The following is a 16489-nucleotide window of genomic DNA, read 5'->3' on the forward strand; positions in this document are numbered from 1 at the left end:
TGAATGGCGACAGGCTTTGCATTGGGGCTCCGTACCTTTGTAGACCCGCCCAAAAGGCGGCTTATTTCGCATATGGCACTAGATTATCTTTCCCTCCTGAATCCGTCGCAAGGCGCCGCGGTGATGCAAACCGATGGCCCGTGCATGATTATCGCCGGCGCCGGCTCGGGCAAAACCCGGGTGCTCACCTACCGCATTGCCCACCTGCTCGAAAAGGGCGTCGACCCGTTCAACATCCTCGCCCTCACCTTCACCAACAAGGCCGCTAAGGAGATGCGCGCCCGCGTGGAGAAAGTGGTTGGCCCCGCCGCCCGCAGCCTCTGGATGGGCACCTTTCACTCAGTGTTTGCCAAAATCCTACGTTCCGAGGCCGACAAAATCGGCTTTCCGCGCAGCTTCACCATCTACGATACGCAGGACTCGAAAACCCTGATTGGCCAGATTGTGAAAGAGCTGGAGCTTGATGACAAGCTCTACAAGCCCAACCTGGTGCTCGGTCGCATCTCAGCTGCCAAAAACAAGCTCATCTCGCACAACCAATACCTCAACGACCCGAGCATCAAAGCCGACGATGAGGCGGCACTGCGGCCCAAAATCGGGGTCATCTACCAGCAGTACTACCAGCGCTGCCTCAAGGCTGGCGCAATGGATTTCGACGACCTGTTGTTCAACACCAACGTATTGTTTCGCGACCACGTCGATATTCTGAATAAGTATCAGAATATGTTTAAGTACGTGATGGTGGACGAGTACCAGGACACCAACTATTCGCAGTATTTGATTACCCGCAAGCTGGCGGCCAAGGAGCGGAATATTTGCGTGGTGGGCGACGATGCGCAGAGTATTTACGCCTTCCGCGGCGCGGATATTTCCAATATTCTGAATTTCGAAAAGGATTATCCGGAATTGCAGGTATTTAAATTGGAGCAGAATTACCGCTCTACGAAAAATATCGTATGGGCCGCCAATTCGGTGATTAAAAATAACCAGGCGCAATTGCGCAAGGACGTATTTTCGGAAAACGAGGAAGGCCCGCTGATTGAGGTCCTGAAAGCCGCTTCCGACAACGAAGAGGGGAAATTAATTGCCAATTCCATCTTCGAAGACAAGATGAACGGGCATTTGTCGTACGACAATTTCGCTATTCTTTACCGCACCAACGCGCAAAGTCGCGCAATGGAAGAATCGTTGCGGAAATTAAATATCAAATACAAAATTGTTGGCGGCCTCTCGTTTTATCAGCGCAAGGAAATCAAGGATTTGGTGGCTTATCTGCGCCTCACGGTCAACCAAAACGACGAGCAGGCCATTCGTCGGGTAATTAATTACCCCAAGCGCGGCATCGGTGATACGACCATCAGCAAATTGATTACCACCGCTGACGAGGCCAACCATACGCTGTGGGAAGTGGTGTCGAACGCCGACCAGTTTATGCCGGCCCGCGTGAGCAACCCAGTGGTGGGCTTTGCCGAAAAAATCAAAAGCTACATGGTGATTGCCGAAAAGGAGGACGCGTTTGAAGCGGCCAAATTCATCGCCAAAAACTCGGGCATGCTGGAGGAGTTGTATGCCGATAAAAGCATCGAAGGCCTGTCGCGCTACGAGAACATTCAGGAATTGCTGAACGGCATCAAGGAATACGTCGACGACCCCGAGCGGGAGGACAAAAGCCTTGGCGCGTTCCTGCAGGATATTGCGCTGGTGACGGACTCCGACCTGAAGGACGCCGCCCAGGAAGGCGAGGCCGTGACGCTAATGACGATTCACTCGGCCAAAGGCCTGGAATTCCGCAACGTGTACATCGTGGGCATGGAGGAAAACCTGTTTCCCAGCCAGATGATGATTACCTCACGGGCCGATTTGGAGGAGGAGCGCCGGCTGTTCTACGTAGCCATCACGCGGGCCGAGAAGAAGCTCACGCTGAGCTACGCTACCTCGCGCTACCAGTGGGGCAACCTGCGCAGCTGCGAAAAAAGCCGTTTCCTGGATGAGATTGACCCGCAGTACGTCAACTTCAAGTTTGCCGCCGGGCCGGGCGCGGGCGAAGGCGCGCCGTTCCAGCACGTGTTCGAGCGCCGCTCGAACCTAATTCCGACGCCGCCACGCAAAGTGCAGGCCACCAAATACGTGGCTCCGGCCGACTTCGCTCCTTCCGACACCTCGAAGCTGCAAACCGGCCAGCGTGTGGAGCACGCCAAGTTCGGCTTCGGCACCGTGAGCGCGCTCGAAAGCCAGCAGGGCACCACCAAAGCCACCATTCAGTTCGAAGAAGTGGGCGAGAAAGTACTGCTGCTGAACTTCGCCAAGCTGCGGGTGCATTAGGCTCACATGCTCACGCTTGCTTATTTAGAAACGTCATGCTGAGCTTGTCGAAGCATCTCTATCGCTACGTTGCAACTTTTAAGATTAGTTGCGCGGTAGAGATGCTTCGACAAGCTCAGCATGACGTGCTTTTCTGCACCACACGACAGCCCCTGCGCCGTATCTTTGGCCTGAGCCCTGCCCCTGGCGGCCTCCCTCCTGCTTTTTATGACCGATATTAATTCCCTGCCCTTCCACCTGCAGCTGCTGGTGCGCGAATACGGGCACAGCACTTACCAGCTCATTCAGGGCCTCAAGAACATTGAGGACGTGGCCGAGCGCACCAAGCGCGCTACCGCCATTGTGCAGCTGATGCTGCGCCTGCAGCCAGCGCTGCGTGATTTGCCCGAAATTCAGACCCGCCTCTGGAACCACCTGCACGCCATGGCTGGCGAAGACGTTGCTTTGGAAGCGCCCGTGGCCCTGCGCAGCCTCACGGTGCGCACCGAGAAGCCCAGCCGCGTGCCCTACCCCCGCACGGCACCGAAGCTGCGGGCCTACGGCGCGGCCATCGAAGCCCTCATCGCCAAAGCCATTACCATTGAGGATGCCGCTGAACGCGAGCAGGCCACCATCCAGATTGGCCGCACGATGAAATTCCTCTACCGCCAGCACAACAAGGAAAATGCTAAGGACGTGACCATTCTGCGCCACATGGGCGAGCTGTCGGGCGGCCAGCTTAAGCTCGATGCGGCGCTGGTCGACAGCGAAAACCTGTTTGAGATGCCGGCTGCACCAGCGGGCAGCAAGCCGTTCATCGTGCCCCAACCCACGCAGCGCGACGGCCAGGGCCGCGACCGCCGCGACCGGGAGCGTGACCGCGACAACCGCGACCGGGGCAATGGCTTTGGTGGCAAAAACGGTAAGAAGCGCAAGAAAGGCCGCAGCCAGGAACCGCAGCAGCCGCCCCAGTAGTTTTTTTAGCTGTTAGCTACTAGCTGTTGGCTATTAGCTAAGGTCTTTCGGACTTTATTCAGCTGCTTTTTTTTAATAGCTAACAGCCAACAGCTAGTAGCTAACAGCTCAATCAAATATGGCTGCATTTGAAGTACGCGGCGGCAAACCCCTGCGCGGCGAAATCACGCCCCAGGGCGCCAAAAACGAAGCCCTCCAGATTCTCTGCGCGGTATTGTTGACGCCGGAGCCCGTTACCATCAGCAACATTCCGGATATCCGCGACGTGAATAAGCTCATTGAGCTGCTGCGCGACATGGGCGTAAAAGTGGGCAAGCTGGCCACCGACACCTACATGTTTCAGGCCGAGAATGTGAACCTCGACTACATGGACACGCCCGAATTCGTGGCCCAGGCCGGCGCGCTGCGCGGCTCGGTGATGATTCTCGGCCCCATGCTCGGGCGCTACGGCCGCTGCCAGCTCCCCAAGCCGGGCGGTGACAAAATTGGCCGCCGGCCGATGGATACGCACTTTCTGGGCCTCGAAAAGCTGGGCGGCAAGCTCACGCTCGAAGGCACTGATTTCTACCGCATCAAAGTCGACGGCAAGCTGCAGGGCACCCACATGCTGCTCGATGAGGCATCAGTTACCGGCACCGCCAACATCCTGATGGCCGCCGTGCTGGCCGAGGGCACTACCACGATTTACAACGCGGCCTGCGAGCCCTACCTGCAGCAGCTGTGCCGCATGCTGGTGCGCATGGGCGCCAATATCCAGGGCATCGGCTCTAACCTGCTCACCATTGTGGGCGTGGAGAAGCTGGGCGGCACCGAGCACCGCATGCTGCCGGACATGATTGAGATTGGTTCTTTCATCGGCCTCGCGGCCATGACGGGTTCCGAAATCACAATCAAGGACTGCCAGATTCCGGAGCTCGGCCTCATCCCCGACACCTTCCGCAAGCTGGGCATTCAGCTGGAATTCCGGGGCGACGACATTCACATTCCGGCCCAGCCGCACTACGAAATCGCCACCTACCTCGACGGCTCCATCCTGACGGTGAGCGACCACACCTGGCCCGGCTTCACGCCCGATTTGCTGAGCATTGTGCTGGTGGTGGCCTGCCAGGCCAAGGGCACGGTGCTAATTCACCAGAAAATGTTCGAGTCGCGCCTGTTCTTCGTTGATAAGCTCATCGACATGGGCGCACAGGTTATTCTCTGCGACCCACACCGCGCCACCGTCATCGGTCTCGACCAGCGCACCCGCCTGCGCGGCATCACGATGACCTCGCCTGACATTCGGGCCGGGGTGGCGCTGCTCATCGCCGCGCTGTCGGCCGAAGGCAAAAGCACCATCGAAAACGTGGAGCAGATTGACCGCGGCTACCAGAACATCGACACGCGCCTAAACGCGCTGGGGGCCGACATTCGCCGCTTGTAATTTTTTATCAGCACCTGAAAAGGGCATTTCTGATATTCAAACGCAGTTTTTTCGGCAGCCCGACCCTCACCGGTCGGGCTGCTTTTTTGTGTTGTTGGGTTACCGAAAACTGGAATTCGGATAAAGCGACAGCTGCGCCGCTGAGTCTTTTTTCATTCAGCTTTCCCCTCTCCATTTCCGATGAAATACCTGATAATTCCCGTCCTGCTCGGACTGGGGCTGGCCGGGTGCAGCCAAGCCAAATCCGACGAAACCTTTGCCGATGCCCCACCAACTGCCCAGGCACAGCATGCTCCGGGCACAACAGCGGTGGCTTCGTCCACCCCGGTAGCAACGCCAACAGCCCCGGAAGAGCAACCAACCGAAAGCGTTGCAACCGCCAAAGCACAGCCCGGCCATTCGGTCGCCTACCAGGCCGAGCTACGAATGGCCGTGAATGACTTTGATAAAGCCACCGACCATGTGAACGAGTTGCTGGAGCGCTACGGGGCCTACTTAGGCGCCGCGCACGAAACCCGCGCCGATGGCCAGCGCCGCCAGGAAATGAAGCTGCAAGTACCGCCCCGGCAATTTGTGGCGCTGGTGTCGGCCCTCGGCAAGCTAGGCCACATCGAAGCCAAGGACATTGCTGCCGCCGACATCACGGCCGACGCACTGGCCGCCGCTGCCCAGTTCGACGCGCAGCAAGCCGCCGAAGCTCAGACCCGCCAGCAGCTAACAAAGGCCGGCACGCCTGCCGAGCGTACCCGGCTTGAAGGCGAAGCCCGTCGGCAGCGGGTCGAAACGGAAGTAATGAAGGGGCAACTCCAGCAATTCAGCAACCGTGCTAACTGGGCTTCCCTCACCTTACGCTACTACCAGGTGCTGCCCACTACCGAGCTTACAACTCCGGAACCGCCGGTTGCACCGCGCTTTCGGCAGGCCTTTGGCTGGGGTTGGAATTTGGTGATGGAACTGGCCGTGGGACTGGTTTATGCCTGGCCGGCTTTGCTGCTGGCCGCGCTCGGGGCCTGGGCGTTGCACCGCTGGCGCTTGCGGCAGTCGCTGCCCGCGTAGCCATCCTCCTGGCCAACGTGGCGGCTATGCCAGAGCTGCCGCATTATTTTCCAGCATGGCTATATGAATTCGAAAGCATGTTGCGTTGGCTGCTCATCAGGCTTTCGTATTCGGCACAGCAAAATATTCATTTACCATGAAAACTATTGGGGGATTTGCGCTTCTGCTGGCGGCGCTATTGAGTGGCTGTAGCGAGGCAGCTCACAAAACAGAAGGTGTAGCTCACAACGTGATGATGGCGGAACCAGCAGCCCTCAGCATGGCCCCGCCCCCACCCAGTGCCCCCGATGACGCCGCCGAAGATGCCGCAGCTCCCGGCGTAGCGGCCCCGCTGCCCATTCCTACCGGCGTAGTGGCGCCCTCCCGCCTGCTCATCTACCACGCCGACCTGCGCCTGAAAGTGCCCAGCCTGCCCCGCGCCAGCGCCAGCCTCGACAGCCTCGTGCGCCGCAACGAGGGCTTCCTAAGCGCCGCTACCGAAACCCGGGCCGATGGCGAATGGCGGCAATTTATGACCATTCGGGTGCGGCCGGCCCGCTTCCATGCGCTGTTGGCAGCCCTCGGCGGCTTGGGTACTGTGGAGGAAAAGAAGCTCACCACCGACGACGTAACCGCTCAGCATGCCGACGTAGCCGCCCGCCTGGCCACCAAGCGTGCTGTGGAGAAGCGTTACATTGACTTGCTAGGCAGGGCCCGCAAAATCAGCGAAATCCTGGAAATTGAAGGCAAGATTGGCGAAGTGCGCGAGGAAATCGAAAGCACCGAAAGCCGCCTCAAAACCCTCGACGACGAGGTGGGCTACTCTACCATCTCGCTGGCCTGTTACCAGGTGCTGCCGCAGCCGGTGCCCGAAGCCCCGGTAGTATCGTTTGCCAGCCGCGTGGTCGAGTCATTCTACACCGGCTGGACGCTGCTCACGGGCCTGTTTATCGGTCTGGTAGCCATCTGGCCGCTTTGGCTGCTGGCCCCGGTGACGTGGTGGTGGCTGCGCCGGTGGCGTAAGCGGCAACTCGCAGCTTAGGAATCTATCGGGCATGAAAAAGGCCTCTCACGTGCGTGAGAGGCCTTTTTTATGCATTAGCGAAATGGCTATTTAGTCGATAATCATATCAACCACGGCATTCACCACCGACAGCGCGAGGCTGAAAAGCAGCGCGTTCAGGAAACCGTGCACGTCGAAACTGCTCATCAGGTAGTCGGCCAGCTTTACGATGATGACGTTGATAACCAGCAGAAACAAGCCCAGCGTGAGGATGGTAATGGGCAGGCCCAGAATCTGCAGGATGGGCTTCACAATGGCATTCAGAATGGCCAGCACGACGATGAGGATGGCCGCGCCGCCTACGCCACTCAGGGTTACGCCCGGCAGAATCAGGCTCAGGCCATACACCAGCACGGCCGACAGGATGAATTTGAGAATGAAGCTCAGCATGAGAAGGAAGGGAATGAGGGTGAGAAAAGCTTACTCGGCGTGCACGCCTTTCGCCGTGAGCCGCCCTTGCGATACGGCCATCCAGTTGCAAAGTTGGTAGAGCAGGCGCGCGCCCACTATGGCGTTCCACTCGGTATCGCCTGGGGCTACCTCATTCAAATCGCAGCCAATAATTTCGATGCCTTCGCGCACGATGGCGCGAATCAGATAAGTCGCTTCCTCAAACTCCAAGCCGCCGGGCACGGGCGTGCCGGTACCGGGGCACAGTTTGGGGTCGAGGCCATCAATGTCGAAGCTGATGTATACTTTTTTAGGCAGTTGGGCGATGATTTTACCGCAGACCTTCTTCCACGACTTCTTGGCAAACTTCTCGTCGCTTAGGAAGCGCTGGCTGAACAGCGCCACCCGGCCGTTGGAATGCTCAATCAGCTCGGCCTCCTGCTGGCAGAAATCGCGGATGCCCACCTGCACCAGCTTCTTCACCTGCGGCAGTTCCAGGGCATTGTGCATGATGCTGGCGTGCGAGTACTGGAATCCCTCGTAGGATGGCCGCAGGTCGCAGTGCGCGTCGAACTGCAGAATGGCGAACTCCTCGTGCCGCTCGGCCAGTGCGTGCAGGAAGCCCAGCGGCGTGCTGTGGTCGCCGCCCAGCAGCACCACGCCCTTGCCGGCATCGAGCAGCGCGCCGGTGCGCTCCTTCAGGCTCTGCATCATTTTCTGGCCAGCGGTGGTCACCTGCGCGGGCACGCCTTCATGCTTTTTGCGGCCTTCTTCGGGCCGGCCTTCTTCGAGCCAGCCGATGTATTCGGCGGCCAGTGGGCGTAGTTCCTGGCTGGCAGCAGCAATGGTGGCATCGGCTTCATCCATGGCTAAGCCCAGCTTCCAGGCGTGCGGAATGTCGGAATCGTAGAGGTCGACCTGCAGCGAGGCTTCGTGGATGGCGGCCGGGCCCTGGGCGGTGCCGGCCCGGTAGCTCACGGTCACTTCCCACGGCACGGGCACTACCACTACTTGGGCCTCGTCGGCGGTGAAAGGCAGGCCAAACAGGCCGCCTTCGGCTTCGCCGGGTGCGTTGGGGTCGAAGGAAGCAATTTTTTGGGCGAGGGCGTCAGCTTTAGACATAAAATGGAGAATCAAAGTAGTTTAGAAGGGAATAAAAAGAACGTCATGCTGAGCGTAGCCGAAGCATCTCGCGTGCTGCAGTAATCAAGTTACTTGCGCGGTAGAGATGCTTCGGCTACGCTCAGCATGACGTTCAGGTGCAGGCCATTGTCGACCTACGCCGACATCTGGCGGCCCAGGAAGTCGTAGCTGCGAATGATTTCGAGGATTTTCTCAAACGTCACGCGGTCGAAAAACAGCATCAGCGGCAGCTCCACCATGTTGTCACGGTCCGAGAACTGCGTGATAACCGAGAAGATGAGCGGCTGGAGCTGCTGCTCAGGCACGAGGTTCTGCATCGACTCGGCAATGTCGCCGCGCGGCGCAACGGGCGGCGCGCCGTAGATATTGGCCTTGAGGATATTGGCCAATTGCGTGACGAGCGCGCCGGTGATGATGTTGCTGATTTCCAGCAGCAGCGACTCCTGCAACTCGTTTACTTCAAGGGTTTCGGAAGTTTGCATGCGCAGGCAGACCCGCGACAGGCGCTGCACGTGCTGGCCCGAGAAGAACATCAGGGTGGTGCCGTTGAAGTCGCCGCGGATGTCGGACTGAATGGCGACGTGCCGCGACTGGTACTCGCGCACTTTCGACAGGATGTCGTTGCTCATCAACAGGTCGATGCTGGGAACTTCCAACAATACCCGCTCCTGGGCAATAACGGCGAACGAATCGGCGGCGCGAGCCAGGCCAATGTTCAAAATCTCGCGGATTATATCACGCTCTAACTCGGTCATCGATAAATCCATAACGGCGAAAATAGGGGAAGTGCAGCGGCGAGGACTGATGTGAAAGAAAAGGAAAGTTAAGCGCGCTTGGCCAGGAACAGGCGAGTAAGCGCCGGCACATCGAGTACCAGGCACACCTGCCCGCTGCCAAGCAGCGTGACGCCCCCAAACAAATCGATGGTATCCAGCGGCTTGCTAAGGGGTTTGATGACAATGTTTTGCTGCCGGATAAATCGGTCGACGATTAGGCCCAGGCGGCGGTTGTTGTAGTTGACGACGAGCACTTGCTGGGTGCCGTGCAGGTTGTCTTTGGTAGCAAGGGGCAGCGGTTCGTCGCCCTCATCATACAGCAGTTGGCGCAGTGGTACCAAAGGCACCGCCTGCTCCTGAAAATGCGTCACAAGCAGCCCGCCAACTACCGAAAGCTGGCCCGGGTGCAGCGCCAGTACCGTATCGGTGTGCATGAGGGGCACGGCGTAGGGCCGGTCCTCCACTTCCACCAACAAAGCGCCTTTCACGGCAATTGAGGTCGGTAGTACTAATGTGAACGTAGTGCCCACGCCCAGTTCCGATTCCACGCGCAGCTGCCCACCGAGCGAATCAAGCGCCAGCTTCACCACATCGAGGCCCACGCCGCGGCCCGAGATGTCGGTAATTTTTTCGGCCATCGAAAAGCCGGGCTCAAACAGCAGCGCCCATACCTGCTGCTCATCGAGCTTCGGCGCTTCGGCGGCGCTTACGAGGCCCCGTTCCACGGCCTTTTTGCGGACGGCTTCGGTGTTGATGCCCCGGCCATCGTCGCGCACCTGAATGAGTACGTCTTCGCGGTCGGTCAGGGCCGAGAGGGTGAGGTGGCCGACGGCGGGCTTGCCGGCTTTCTGGCGTTGCTCGGGCGTTTCGAGACCGTGGCTGACGGCGTTGCGCACAAGGTGCAGCAGCGCGTCGGTGATGATTTGCAGGATGTTGCGGTCAATCTGTACATCCTGCCCGCTCAAAATCAGCTCAACCTCTTTGTTTTCGGCAGTCGCCACGTCGCGCACCACACGGGGGAATTTGTTCAGCAGAACCCCCACACCTACCAGGCGGGCATCCATCACGCTGTACTGCAGGTCGTCGGAAATGCGGAACAGGTGCTGGGCGGTGGCCAGCAGCGCCGGGTTGCCAAGCTCCTGCGCGAGGGTCATCACGCGGTCACGGTCAATCACCAGCTCGCCCACGAGGTTTAGCAGGTTATCGAGTTTCTTCACCTGGATGTACACCAGGTCCGACAGCTCCATTTTCTTGCCGGCTTCCTCTTCTGATTCGGCTTCTTCCTCGGCGTCGATGATGGGGGCTTCGCCCCGCACTAGGCGGTCGAGGTTATCAAGCAGGGCCGTGGCATCGGGCAGGGGCTGGCTGGCCCCGATTGCCCGAATCATTGTGCCCATCACGTCAACGCCCGTGAAAACCACCTTGGCCAGCGCACCGCCAAACTCGCGCTGCTTGTCCCGAATCAGGCCAAACAGCGTTTCCAAGTGGTGGGCCACTTCGCCGAGGTCAGTGAACCCCATGGCCCGGGCGTTGGCCTTGAGATTGTGCATGAGGCGGAACAGCTCGTTTAGCGCCGGGCCGGCGTCGGTGTTGCGTTCCAGCTCGCTCAAGTGCCGGCTCATGGAGTCGTAATACTCCAGGGCCTCGGCCATGAACATCTCGCGGTATTCCTGGTCGCGGGTTTTCATAAGCCGATTGAAAGTAAAAAATCTACCTGACCATTAACTACGCGCAGGCACCACCCGCCAGAATTGGCGGGCCGGCAAGCCAGAGCGAAGCGTTGGCCCGTCACCTTACGCGGCCGATTCAGCAGCGTCGTTTTGCAGCGCCGCGCCCACGATTTCCAGCACTTTCTCTTCCGAGAAGGGCTTCACGATGTAGGCCAAGGCCCCGTTTTCGATGGCTTCGGTTACAATAACCTCCTGGCCCACGGCGCTGCACATCACCACTTTGGCGCTGGGCTGAATCTGGCGGAGGCTCTTGAGCACGTCGAGGCCGGTGTTATCTGGCAGAATCACGTCGAGCGTGATGAGGTCGGGGTTGGTCGAAGCGGCCATTTCCACGGCCTGCGCCCCATTGGCTGCCTCGCCTACTACTTCGTAGCCGGCATCGGTCAGCATGTTCTTGAGCATCGTGCGCATGTAAAAAGAGTCGTCGACGATGAGGATGCGCTTATTCATGGAATTGGGTAACGTGAGAATTTTTAAGGGAATGCGGCCGCTCCGCCCGGAGCAGCCTGCCGCCTGTGTACGGCCCGGGGCCTACGAAGATGTTGTTTTCGTGGGCAGCTTCATTACTTCGCTGGGCGTTAGCAGCTTGCGCATGTCGAGTACGATAATAATACCGCCTTCGGGCAGCTTGGCAATGCCTTCGAGGTACTTGTCGCGGGTGCTCGAATCCTGGACGAATTCCGGGGCCGGCTCAATCTGGCTCAAAGGAAGCGTGAACGGACGGGGCACTTCGCGCACCACCAAGCCGAGGGTGTAGTCGGCGGCTTCCACGGCCACGGTGTAGCTGCGCTCGGGCAGCTCGCGGCCGGCCGGGCGCAGCCGGAACCGTTCCTCCAAGTCGATGATGGCGATGATGTCGCCGCGTAGGTTGGCGATGCCTTTGATAAAAGGCGGCGTTTTGGGCATCCGGGCCACTTCGGGCGTCACGGTCACCTCCTTCACCTGCTCGATGCGGATGCCGTAGTCCTCGTCGCCAAGGCGGAATACGATGAGCTGCACCAGTTCGGCCGGTTTGGCACGCTCGGGTTTGGCGGTGGATGTTGCGGCAACGGACTGGGCCATGCGTCAGGTAATTGGGAGTAAGAAGGCAGCTGGTTGAGCGGCCTGATTATTTGGCTTTGGGTTTAGCAGCCGCGGGCTTGGCTTTGGCCGGGGCAGCCTTGGCCTGCCCGTTGCCATTCGAGGCCGCTGGCTGGCTGGCCGCACGAGCCGCTGCCCCACGAGGGGCATTGGAGCGAGCCGGGGCAGCAGAAGCCGACGCTTCGGCGCGCGGCGCGCGTACCCGACGCTCGGCCGGGGCGGCCTGGGCAGCGGCTTCTTCCTGCCGCATTACGCGGCGCCGCATGCCACCGCCATCATTCGCGCCGTAGCCATTTGCCGAACCGTTCCCCGTCGAACCCTGATTAGCCGCGGTATTTTCGGTACGGGTGCTGGTGCGGCGGGCAGCCATGCCATTGGCGGCGGGAGCGGCTGGGGCCGCGTAGGTTTCGCGGGGGCGGTAACCGCGCGAGCCCATACCGCGACGTACGGGTTCCGGCTCGGGCTCCGGCTCGGGCTCGTAGGAGCTGAGCTGGAAGGTTTCGAGGCCGGCCTGCAGGTCGTCGGCAATGTCGGTGAGGCGCTGCGAGCTGGTCGTGAGTTCCTGCATGGCCGTGGAGAGCTGCTTGGCGGTGCCGGCCACTTGCTGGGTGCCGGTAGCCGTCTGCTCGGCAATGGCTACCACTTCTTCCACGTACTTCACCACGTCGCCAATCGAGGCTTTCTGCACCTCGGTAGCCGTGAGAATGTCGCGCGAGGTGCGCAGCGTTTCGCCCGAGCTGGTGGCAATGTTCTTAAAGGCCGAGCTGGCTTCGAAGGTGGCATTCTTGCCCTTCAATACCCGGTTTTCCATGGTCGAAATAGCCGTGGCGGCCGAGGTGGTGTCCTTCCGAACATCTTCTACCAGCGTGGCAATTTCGTTGGCCGACTTGCGGGAGCCCTCGGCCAGCTTGCGGATTTCCTCAGCTACTACGGCGAAGCCGCGGCCGGCCTCACCGGCGCGGGCCGCTTCGATGGCGGCGTTCAGAGCCAGCAGGTTGGTTTGCGAGGCAATGTCGGTAATCACACCCAGCGACTTGCTGATTTCGCCCGAACGCGTGCTCAGTACTTCGATGGTGCGCGAGGTCTGCGAAGCCGCGCTGGAGATTTCCTCCATGTTCTTCACCACCTCGGCCACCGTTTTCAGACCGAGCTGCGAGGTTTGCTCACCCAAGATTGCCGATTTGTTCACCACGTCGGCCTTATTGGCCGTTTCCTTGGTAGCCTGCATGATTTCTTCAATCAGCTTGAAGGCCTGGTCGGTCTTGAGAGCTTGGTTCTGGGCACCTTCGGCCATCTGCTGCATGGCCAGGGCCACATCGACAGTTACCCGGCTCATTTCCTGGCCCTTGCCGGCCATTTCTTCCGAAGAAGTCCCTACAATCTGCGACGAGTCGTTGATTTCACCGAGTAGCTCGTTCAGGTTTTCGACGGCGAGGTTAAGCGCGTTCGACATCGCGAGAATGTCGCCGGTGGTGGGCACTTCCACGCGCTGGGTCAGGTCGCCTTCCGAGATGGCACGTACCACGCGGCTCACTTCGAGTACCGGCGAGGCGATGCTTTCGATAAGCTGGTTCAGCGTGTCCACCAATTCTTTCCAGGAGCCCGACACGCCGCCCACGGTGGCGCGCTCGGTAAGCTTGCCTTCTACCCCGGCCACTTTCGCCACGCGGCTTACTTCCGACGCGAGGCGGTTTAGGTCGTCCACCATGCTGTTGATGGTGTCGGCCAGGTCGGCCACTTCGCCTTTGGCTTCGAGGGTCAGCTTCTGCGTCAAGTCACCCTTCGATACGGCGGTTACTACTTTCACCAGTCCCCGCACCTGCGTGGTGAGGTTGGACGCCATGTAGTTTACGTTGTCGGTGAGGTCCTTCCACACGCCGGCAACGTTGGGCACGCTGGCCTGGCCGCCGAGCTTACCTTCGGTGCCCACTTCCTGGGCCACGCGGGTTACCTCGCCGGCGAAGATGTTGAGCGAGTCCACCATCTGGTTCAGGTTGTCCTTCAGGTCCAGCAGCTCGCCGTTGACGTTTACCGACACTTTCTGGCTCAGGTCGCCGCGCGATACGGCGGTGGCCACGTTGGCAATGTCTCGTACCTGACTCGTCAGGTTGCTGGCCATCGTGTTTACGTTGTCGGTGAGGTCTTTCCAGGTACCGCGCACGTTAGGCACTTTGGCCTGGCCGCCGAGCTTGCCTTCGGTACCTACTTCGCGGGCCACGCGGGTTACTTCGTCGCCGAAGATGTTGAGCGAGTCCACCATTTCGTTGAGGTTTTCCTTCAACTGCAACAGCTCGCCGCGCACGTTCACCGTGATTTTCTGCGAAAGGTCACCTTTAGCTACGGCGGTGGCTACGTTAGCAATGTCCCGCATCTGCGAGGTCAGGTTGCTGGCCATCGTGTTCACGTTGTCCGTGAGGTCTTTCCAAGTGCCCGATACTTTGGGTACGTTGGCCTGGCCGCCCAGAATCCCTTCGGTGCCCACTTCGCGCGCCACGCGGGTTACCTCGCCGGCGAAGATGTTGAGCGAGTCCACCATCTGGTTCAGGTTGTCCTTCAGGTCGAGCAGCTCGCCTTTTACGTCAACCGTGATTTTCTGCGACAAGTCGCCTTTCGATACGGCGGTGGCCACGTTGGCAATGTCGCGCACCTGACTCGTCAGGTTGCTGGCCATCGTGTTTACGTTGTCCGTCAGTTCCTTCCAGGTGCCACCGACGCGGGGCACTACGGCCTGGCCGCCGAGTTTGCCTTCGGTACCTACTTCGCGGGCCACGCGGGTTACCTCGTCGCCGAAGATGTTGAGCGAGTCTACCATCTGGTTGAGGATGTTCTTCAGCTCCAGGATTTCGCCCTTCACGTTCACCGTCATCTTCTGGCTCAGGTCGCCGCGGGCTACGGCCGTTGCCACGTTGGCAATGTCGCGTACCTGCGAGGTGAGAGCCGAGGCCATGTCGTTTACGTTGTCGGTCAGCGCCTTCCACACACCGGCCACGTTGGGCACCGATGCCTGGCCGCCGAGCTTGCCTTCGGTGCCTACTTCCTGCGCTACGCGGGTTACTTCACCAGCGAACAGGTTCAGCGAGGCCACCATTTGATTCAGGTTTTCCTTCAGCTGCAGGAATTCGCCTTTTACATCGACTGTCACCGTCTGGGTCAGGTCGCCTTTGGCTACGGCCGTGGCCACGTTGGCAATGTCCCGTACCTGCGAGGTCAGGTTGCTGGCCATGTAGTTTACGTTGTCGGTGAGGTCTTTCCAGACACCAGCGACGTTCGGTACCACGGCCTGGCCGCCGAGTTTACCCTCGGTACCTACTTCCTGCGCCACGCGGGTTACCTCGCCGGCAAACAGGTTCAGCGAGTCCACCATCTGGTTCAGGTTCTGCTTCAACTGGAGCAGCTCGCCTTTTACATCGACAGTTACTTTCTGGCTCAGGTCGCCTTTAGCTACGGCGGTGGCTACGTTGGCAATGTCCCGCACCTGACTCGTCAGGTTGCTGGCCATATTATTTACGTTGTCAGTCAGCTCCTTCCACACGCCGGCCACGTTGGGTACAGAGGCCTGACCGCCGAGCTTGCCCTCGGTGCCTACTTCCTGGGCCACGCGGGTTACTTCGCCGGCGAACAGGTTCAGCGAGTCCACCATCTGGTTCAGGTTCTGCTTCAGCTGCAGGAACTCGCCTTTTACGTCAACCGTAATTTTCTGCGAAAGGTCGCCTTTGGCTACGGCCGTGGCTACGTTGGCAATGTCCCGTACCTGCACGGTGAGGTTCGAGGCCATGTTGTTCACGTTGTCGGTCAGGTCCTTCCAGATGCCGCCCACGTTGGGCACGCTGGCCTGGCCGCCGAGTTTGCCTTCGGTGCCTACTTCCTGCGCCACGCGGGTTACCTCGCTGGCGAAAACGTTCAGGTTGTCAATGGTTTTGTTGATGGTTTCGGCCATCAGCTTGAAGTCACCCGACACCGGAATCTGGAAGCTTTCATCCAGATTGCCGCGGCTGATGTTCTTCAGTACCTTGCCTACTTCGAGTACCGGTACGGCGATGCTGTCAACGAGACCGTTGATGTTGTTCACCATGTCGCGCCAGAAGCCCGCCGCGCCGTCCGACGAGGCGCGGGCTTTCAGGTTGCCTTCTACCCCGGCCACTTTCGAGATGCGCGACACCTCGCCCCCTACCCCGGCAATCATGTCCACCATCGAGTTGTATGCCTCCGCGATTTCGGCGAAAATGTCGTCGTTCTGCTTGGTGAGGCGTACGGATACGTCGCCTTTCTTAAAGGCATCGAGGGCGTAGAGCACGCGGTTGAGCTGGTCGTTGACGTAGCCCGGGTCCTGGGTATCAATCGAGCCGCGCTCGCCGCCGCGCTTGCGGGTCAGGTCGTTATTGGTCCGCACCACATCGAGGGCCGATACGGCGCCGGAATCCGGCATGTCGGCCGAAGGCACCGACGAATTAGCCGGCGCAGCAGCCGGGCGGGCCTTGGATTGCGTAGTCTTGGGAGATGCCATATAAGAAGGAACGTATCGGGCGGGGGGGATGGGGGCAGATTGGGGGGACGAAGTACGGCGTTGGGCCGC

Annotated in this window: 12 protein-coding genes; 5 read left to right on the forward strand and 7 right to left on the reverse strand. The window is 59.7% G+C overall.

Going from position 1 to position 16489, the window contains the following annotated elements:
* The first annotated feature begins 72 nt into the window (after window positions 1-72).
* The 5 genes from MON38_RS00360 to MON38_RS00380 all read left to right on the forward strand — a co-directional run bounded on the left by MON38_RS00360 (window position 73) and on the right by MON38_RS00380 (window position 6776).
* On the forward strand, window positions 73-2322 hold the full coding sequence (locus MON38_RS00360; RefSeq protein ID WP_241934149.1) for an ATP-dependent helicase: 2250 nt from the start codon (window positions 73-75) through the stop codon (window positions 2320-2322).
* Between the two features lie 207 nt (window positions 2323-2529).
* Window positions 2530-3276, forward strand: coding sequence for a DUF4290 domain-containing protein (locus MON38_RS00365; protein ID WP_241934150.1), 747 nt, complete (start codon window positions 2530-2532; stop codon window positions 3274-3276).
* Window positions 3277-3394: 118 nt separating this feature from the next.
* Window positions 3395-4699, forward strand: coding sequence for a UDP-N-acetylglucosamine 1-carboxyvinyltransferase (gene murA, locus MON38_RS00370; RefSeq protein WP_241934151.1), 1305 nt, complete (start codon window positions 3395-3397; stop codon window positions 4697-4699).
* A 180-nt stretch (window positions 4700-4879) separates the two neighbouring features.
* Window positions 4880-5755: a DUF4349 domain-containing protein gene (locus MON38_RS00375; protein ID WP_241934152.1), complete on the forward strand. Its 876-nt coding sequence runs from the start codon at window positions 4880-4882 to the stop codon at window positions 5753-5755.
* A 259-nt stretch (window positions 5756-6014) separates the two neighbouring features.
* The gene (locus MON38_RS00380) at window positions 6015-6776 is read left to right on the forward strand and encodes a DUF4349 domain-containing protein (protein ID WP_241934153.1); all 762 of its coding nucleotides are present in this window, start codon (window positions 6015-6017) and stop codon (window positions 6774-6776) included.
* 72 nt (window positions 6777-6848) lie between these two features.
* Here the strand turns inward: MON38_RS00380 and MON38_RS00385 are convergent, their stop codons facing one another.
* The 7 genes from MON38_RS00385 to MON38_RS00415 form a co-directional block, all read right to left on the reverse strand.
* Window positions 6849-7187 carry a phage holin family protein gene (locus MON38_RS00385; RefSeq protein WP_338423740.1) on the reverse strand — a complete coding sequence of 113 codons (339 nt, stop codon included), beginning with the start codon at window positions 7185-7187 and terminating at the stop codon, window positions 6849-6851.
* A 30-nt stretch (window positions 7188-7217) separates the two neighbouring features.
* Window positions 7218-8309: an agmatinase family protein gene (locus MON38_RS00390; protein ID WP_241934154.1), complete on the reverse strand. Its 1092-nt coding sequence runs from the start codon at window positions 8307-8309 to the stop codon at window positions 7218-7220.
* Window positions 8310-8464: 155 nt separating this feature from the next.
* Window positions 8465-9097, reverse strand: coding sequence for a chemotaxis protein CheC (locus MON38_RS00395; RefSeq protein ID WP_241934155.1), 633 nt, complete (start codon window positions 9095-9097; stop codon window positions 8465-8467).
* Window positions 9098-9153: 56 nt separating this feature from the next.
* Window positions 9154-10794, reverse strand: coding sequence for a chemotaxis protein CheA (locus tag MON38_RS00400; protein WP_241934156.1), 1641 nt, complete (start codon window positions 10792-10794; stop codon window positions 9154-9156).
* A gap of 105 nt (window positions 10795-10899) precedes the next feature.
* Window positions 10900-11286, reverse strand: coding sequence for a response regulator (locus MON38_RS00405; RefSeq protein WP_241934157.1), 387 nt, complete (start codon window positions 11284-11286; stop codon window positions 10900-10902).
* Between the two features lie 81 nt (window positions 11287-11367).
* Window positions 11368-11898 carry a chemotaxis protein CheW gene (locus MON38_RS00410; RefSeq protein WP_241934158.1) on the reverse strand — a complete coding sequence of 177 codons (531 nt, stop codon included), beginning with the start codon at window positions 11896-11898 and terminating at the stop codon, window positions 11368-11370.
* Window positions 11899-11944: 46 nt separating this feature from the next.
* Window positions 11945-16420, reverse strand: a complete 4476-nt coding sequence (locus MON38_RS00415; protein WP_241934159.1) for a methyl-accepting chemotaxis protein — start codon at window positions 16418-16420, stop codon at window positions 11945-11947.
* Between the last annotated feature and the right edge of the window lie 69 nt (window positions 16421-16489).

The sequence above is a fragment of the Hymenobacter cyanobacteriorum genome, from assembly GCF_022631375.1.
Classification (GTDB): Bacteria; Bacteroidota; Bacteroidia; order Cytophagales; family Hymenobacteraceae; genus Hymenobacter; species Hymenobacter cyanobacteriorum.

Coding starts and splice junctions, on each gene's coding strand:
- MON38_RS00360 (WP_241934149.1), top strand. CDS start 73: ATGGCACTAGATTATCTTTCCCTCCTGAATCCGTCGCAAGGCGCCGCG.
- MON38_RS00380 (WP_241934153.1), top strand. CDS start 6,015: ATGGCCCCGCCCCCACCCAGTGCCCCCGATGACGCCGCCGAAGATGCC.
- MON38_RS00365 (WP_241934150.1), top strand. CDS start 2,530: ATGACCGATATTAATTCCCTGCCCTTCCACCTGCAGCTGCTGGTGCGC.
- MON38_RS00400 (WP_241934156.1), bottom strand. CDS start 10,794: ATGAAAACCCGCGACCAGGAATACCGCGAGATGTTCATGGCCGAGGCC.
- MON38_RS00410 (WP_241934158.1), bottom strand. CDS start 11,898: ATGGCCCAGTCCGTTGCCGCAACATCCACCGCCAAACCCGAGCGTGCC.
- MON38_RS00390 (WP_241934154.1), bottom strand. CDS start 8,309: ATGTCTAAAGCTGACGCCCTCGCCCAAAAAATTGCTTCCTTCGACCCC.
- MON38_RS00415 (WP_241934159.1), bottom strand. CDS start 16,420: ATGGCATCTCCCAAGACTACGCAATCCAAGGCCCGCCCGGCTGCTGCG.
- MON38_RS00405 (WP_241934157.1), bottom strand. CDS start 11,286: ATGAATAAGCGCATCCTCATCGTCGACGACTCTTTTTACATGCGCACG.
- murA (WP_241934151.1), top strand. CDS start 3,395: ATGGCTGCATTTGAAGTACGCGGCGGCAAACCCCTGCGCGGCGAAATC.
- MON38_RS00395 (WP_241934155.1), bottom strand. CDS start 9,097: ATGGATTTATCGATGACCGAGTTAGAGCGTGATATAATCCGCGAGATT.
- MON38_RS00385 (WP_338423740.1), bottom strand. CDS start 7,187: ATGCTGAGCTTCATTCTCAAATTCATCCTGTCGGCCGTGCTGGTGTAT.
- MON38_RS00375 (WP_241934152.1), top strand. CDS start 4,880: ATGAAATACCTGATAATTCCCGTCCTGCTCGGACTGGGGCTGGCCGGG.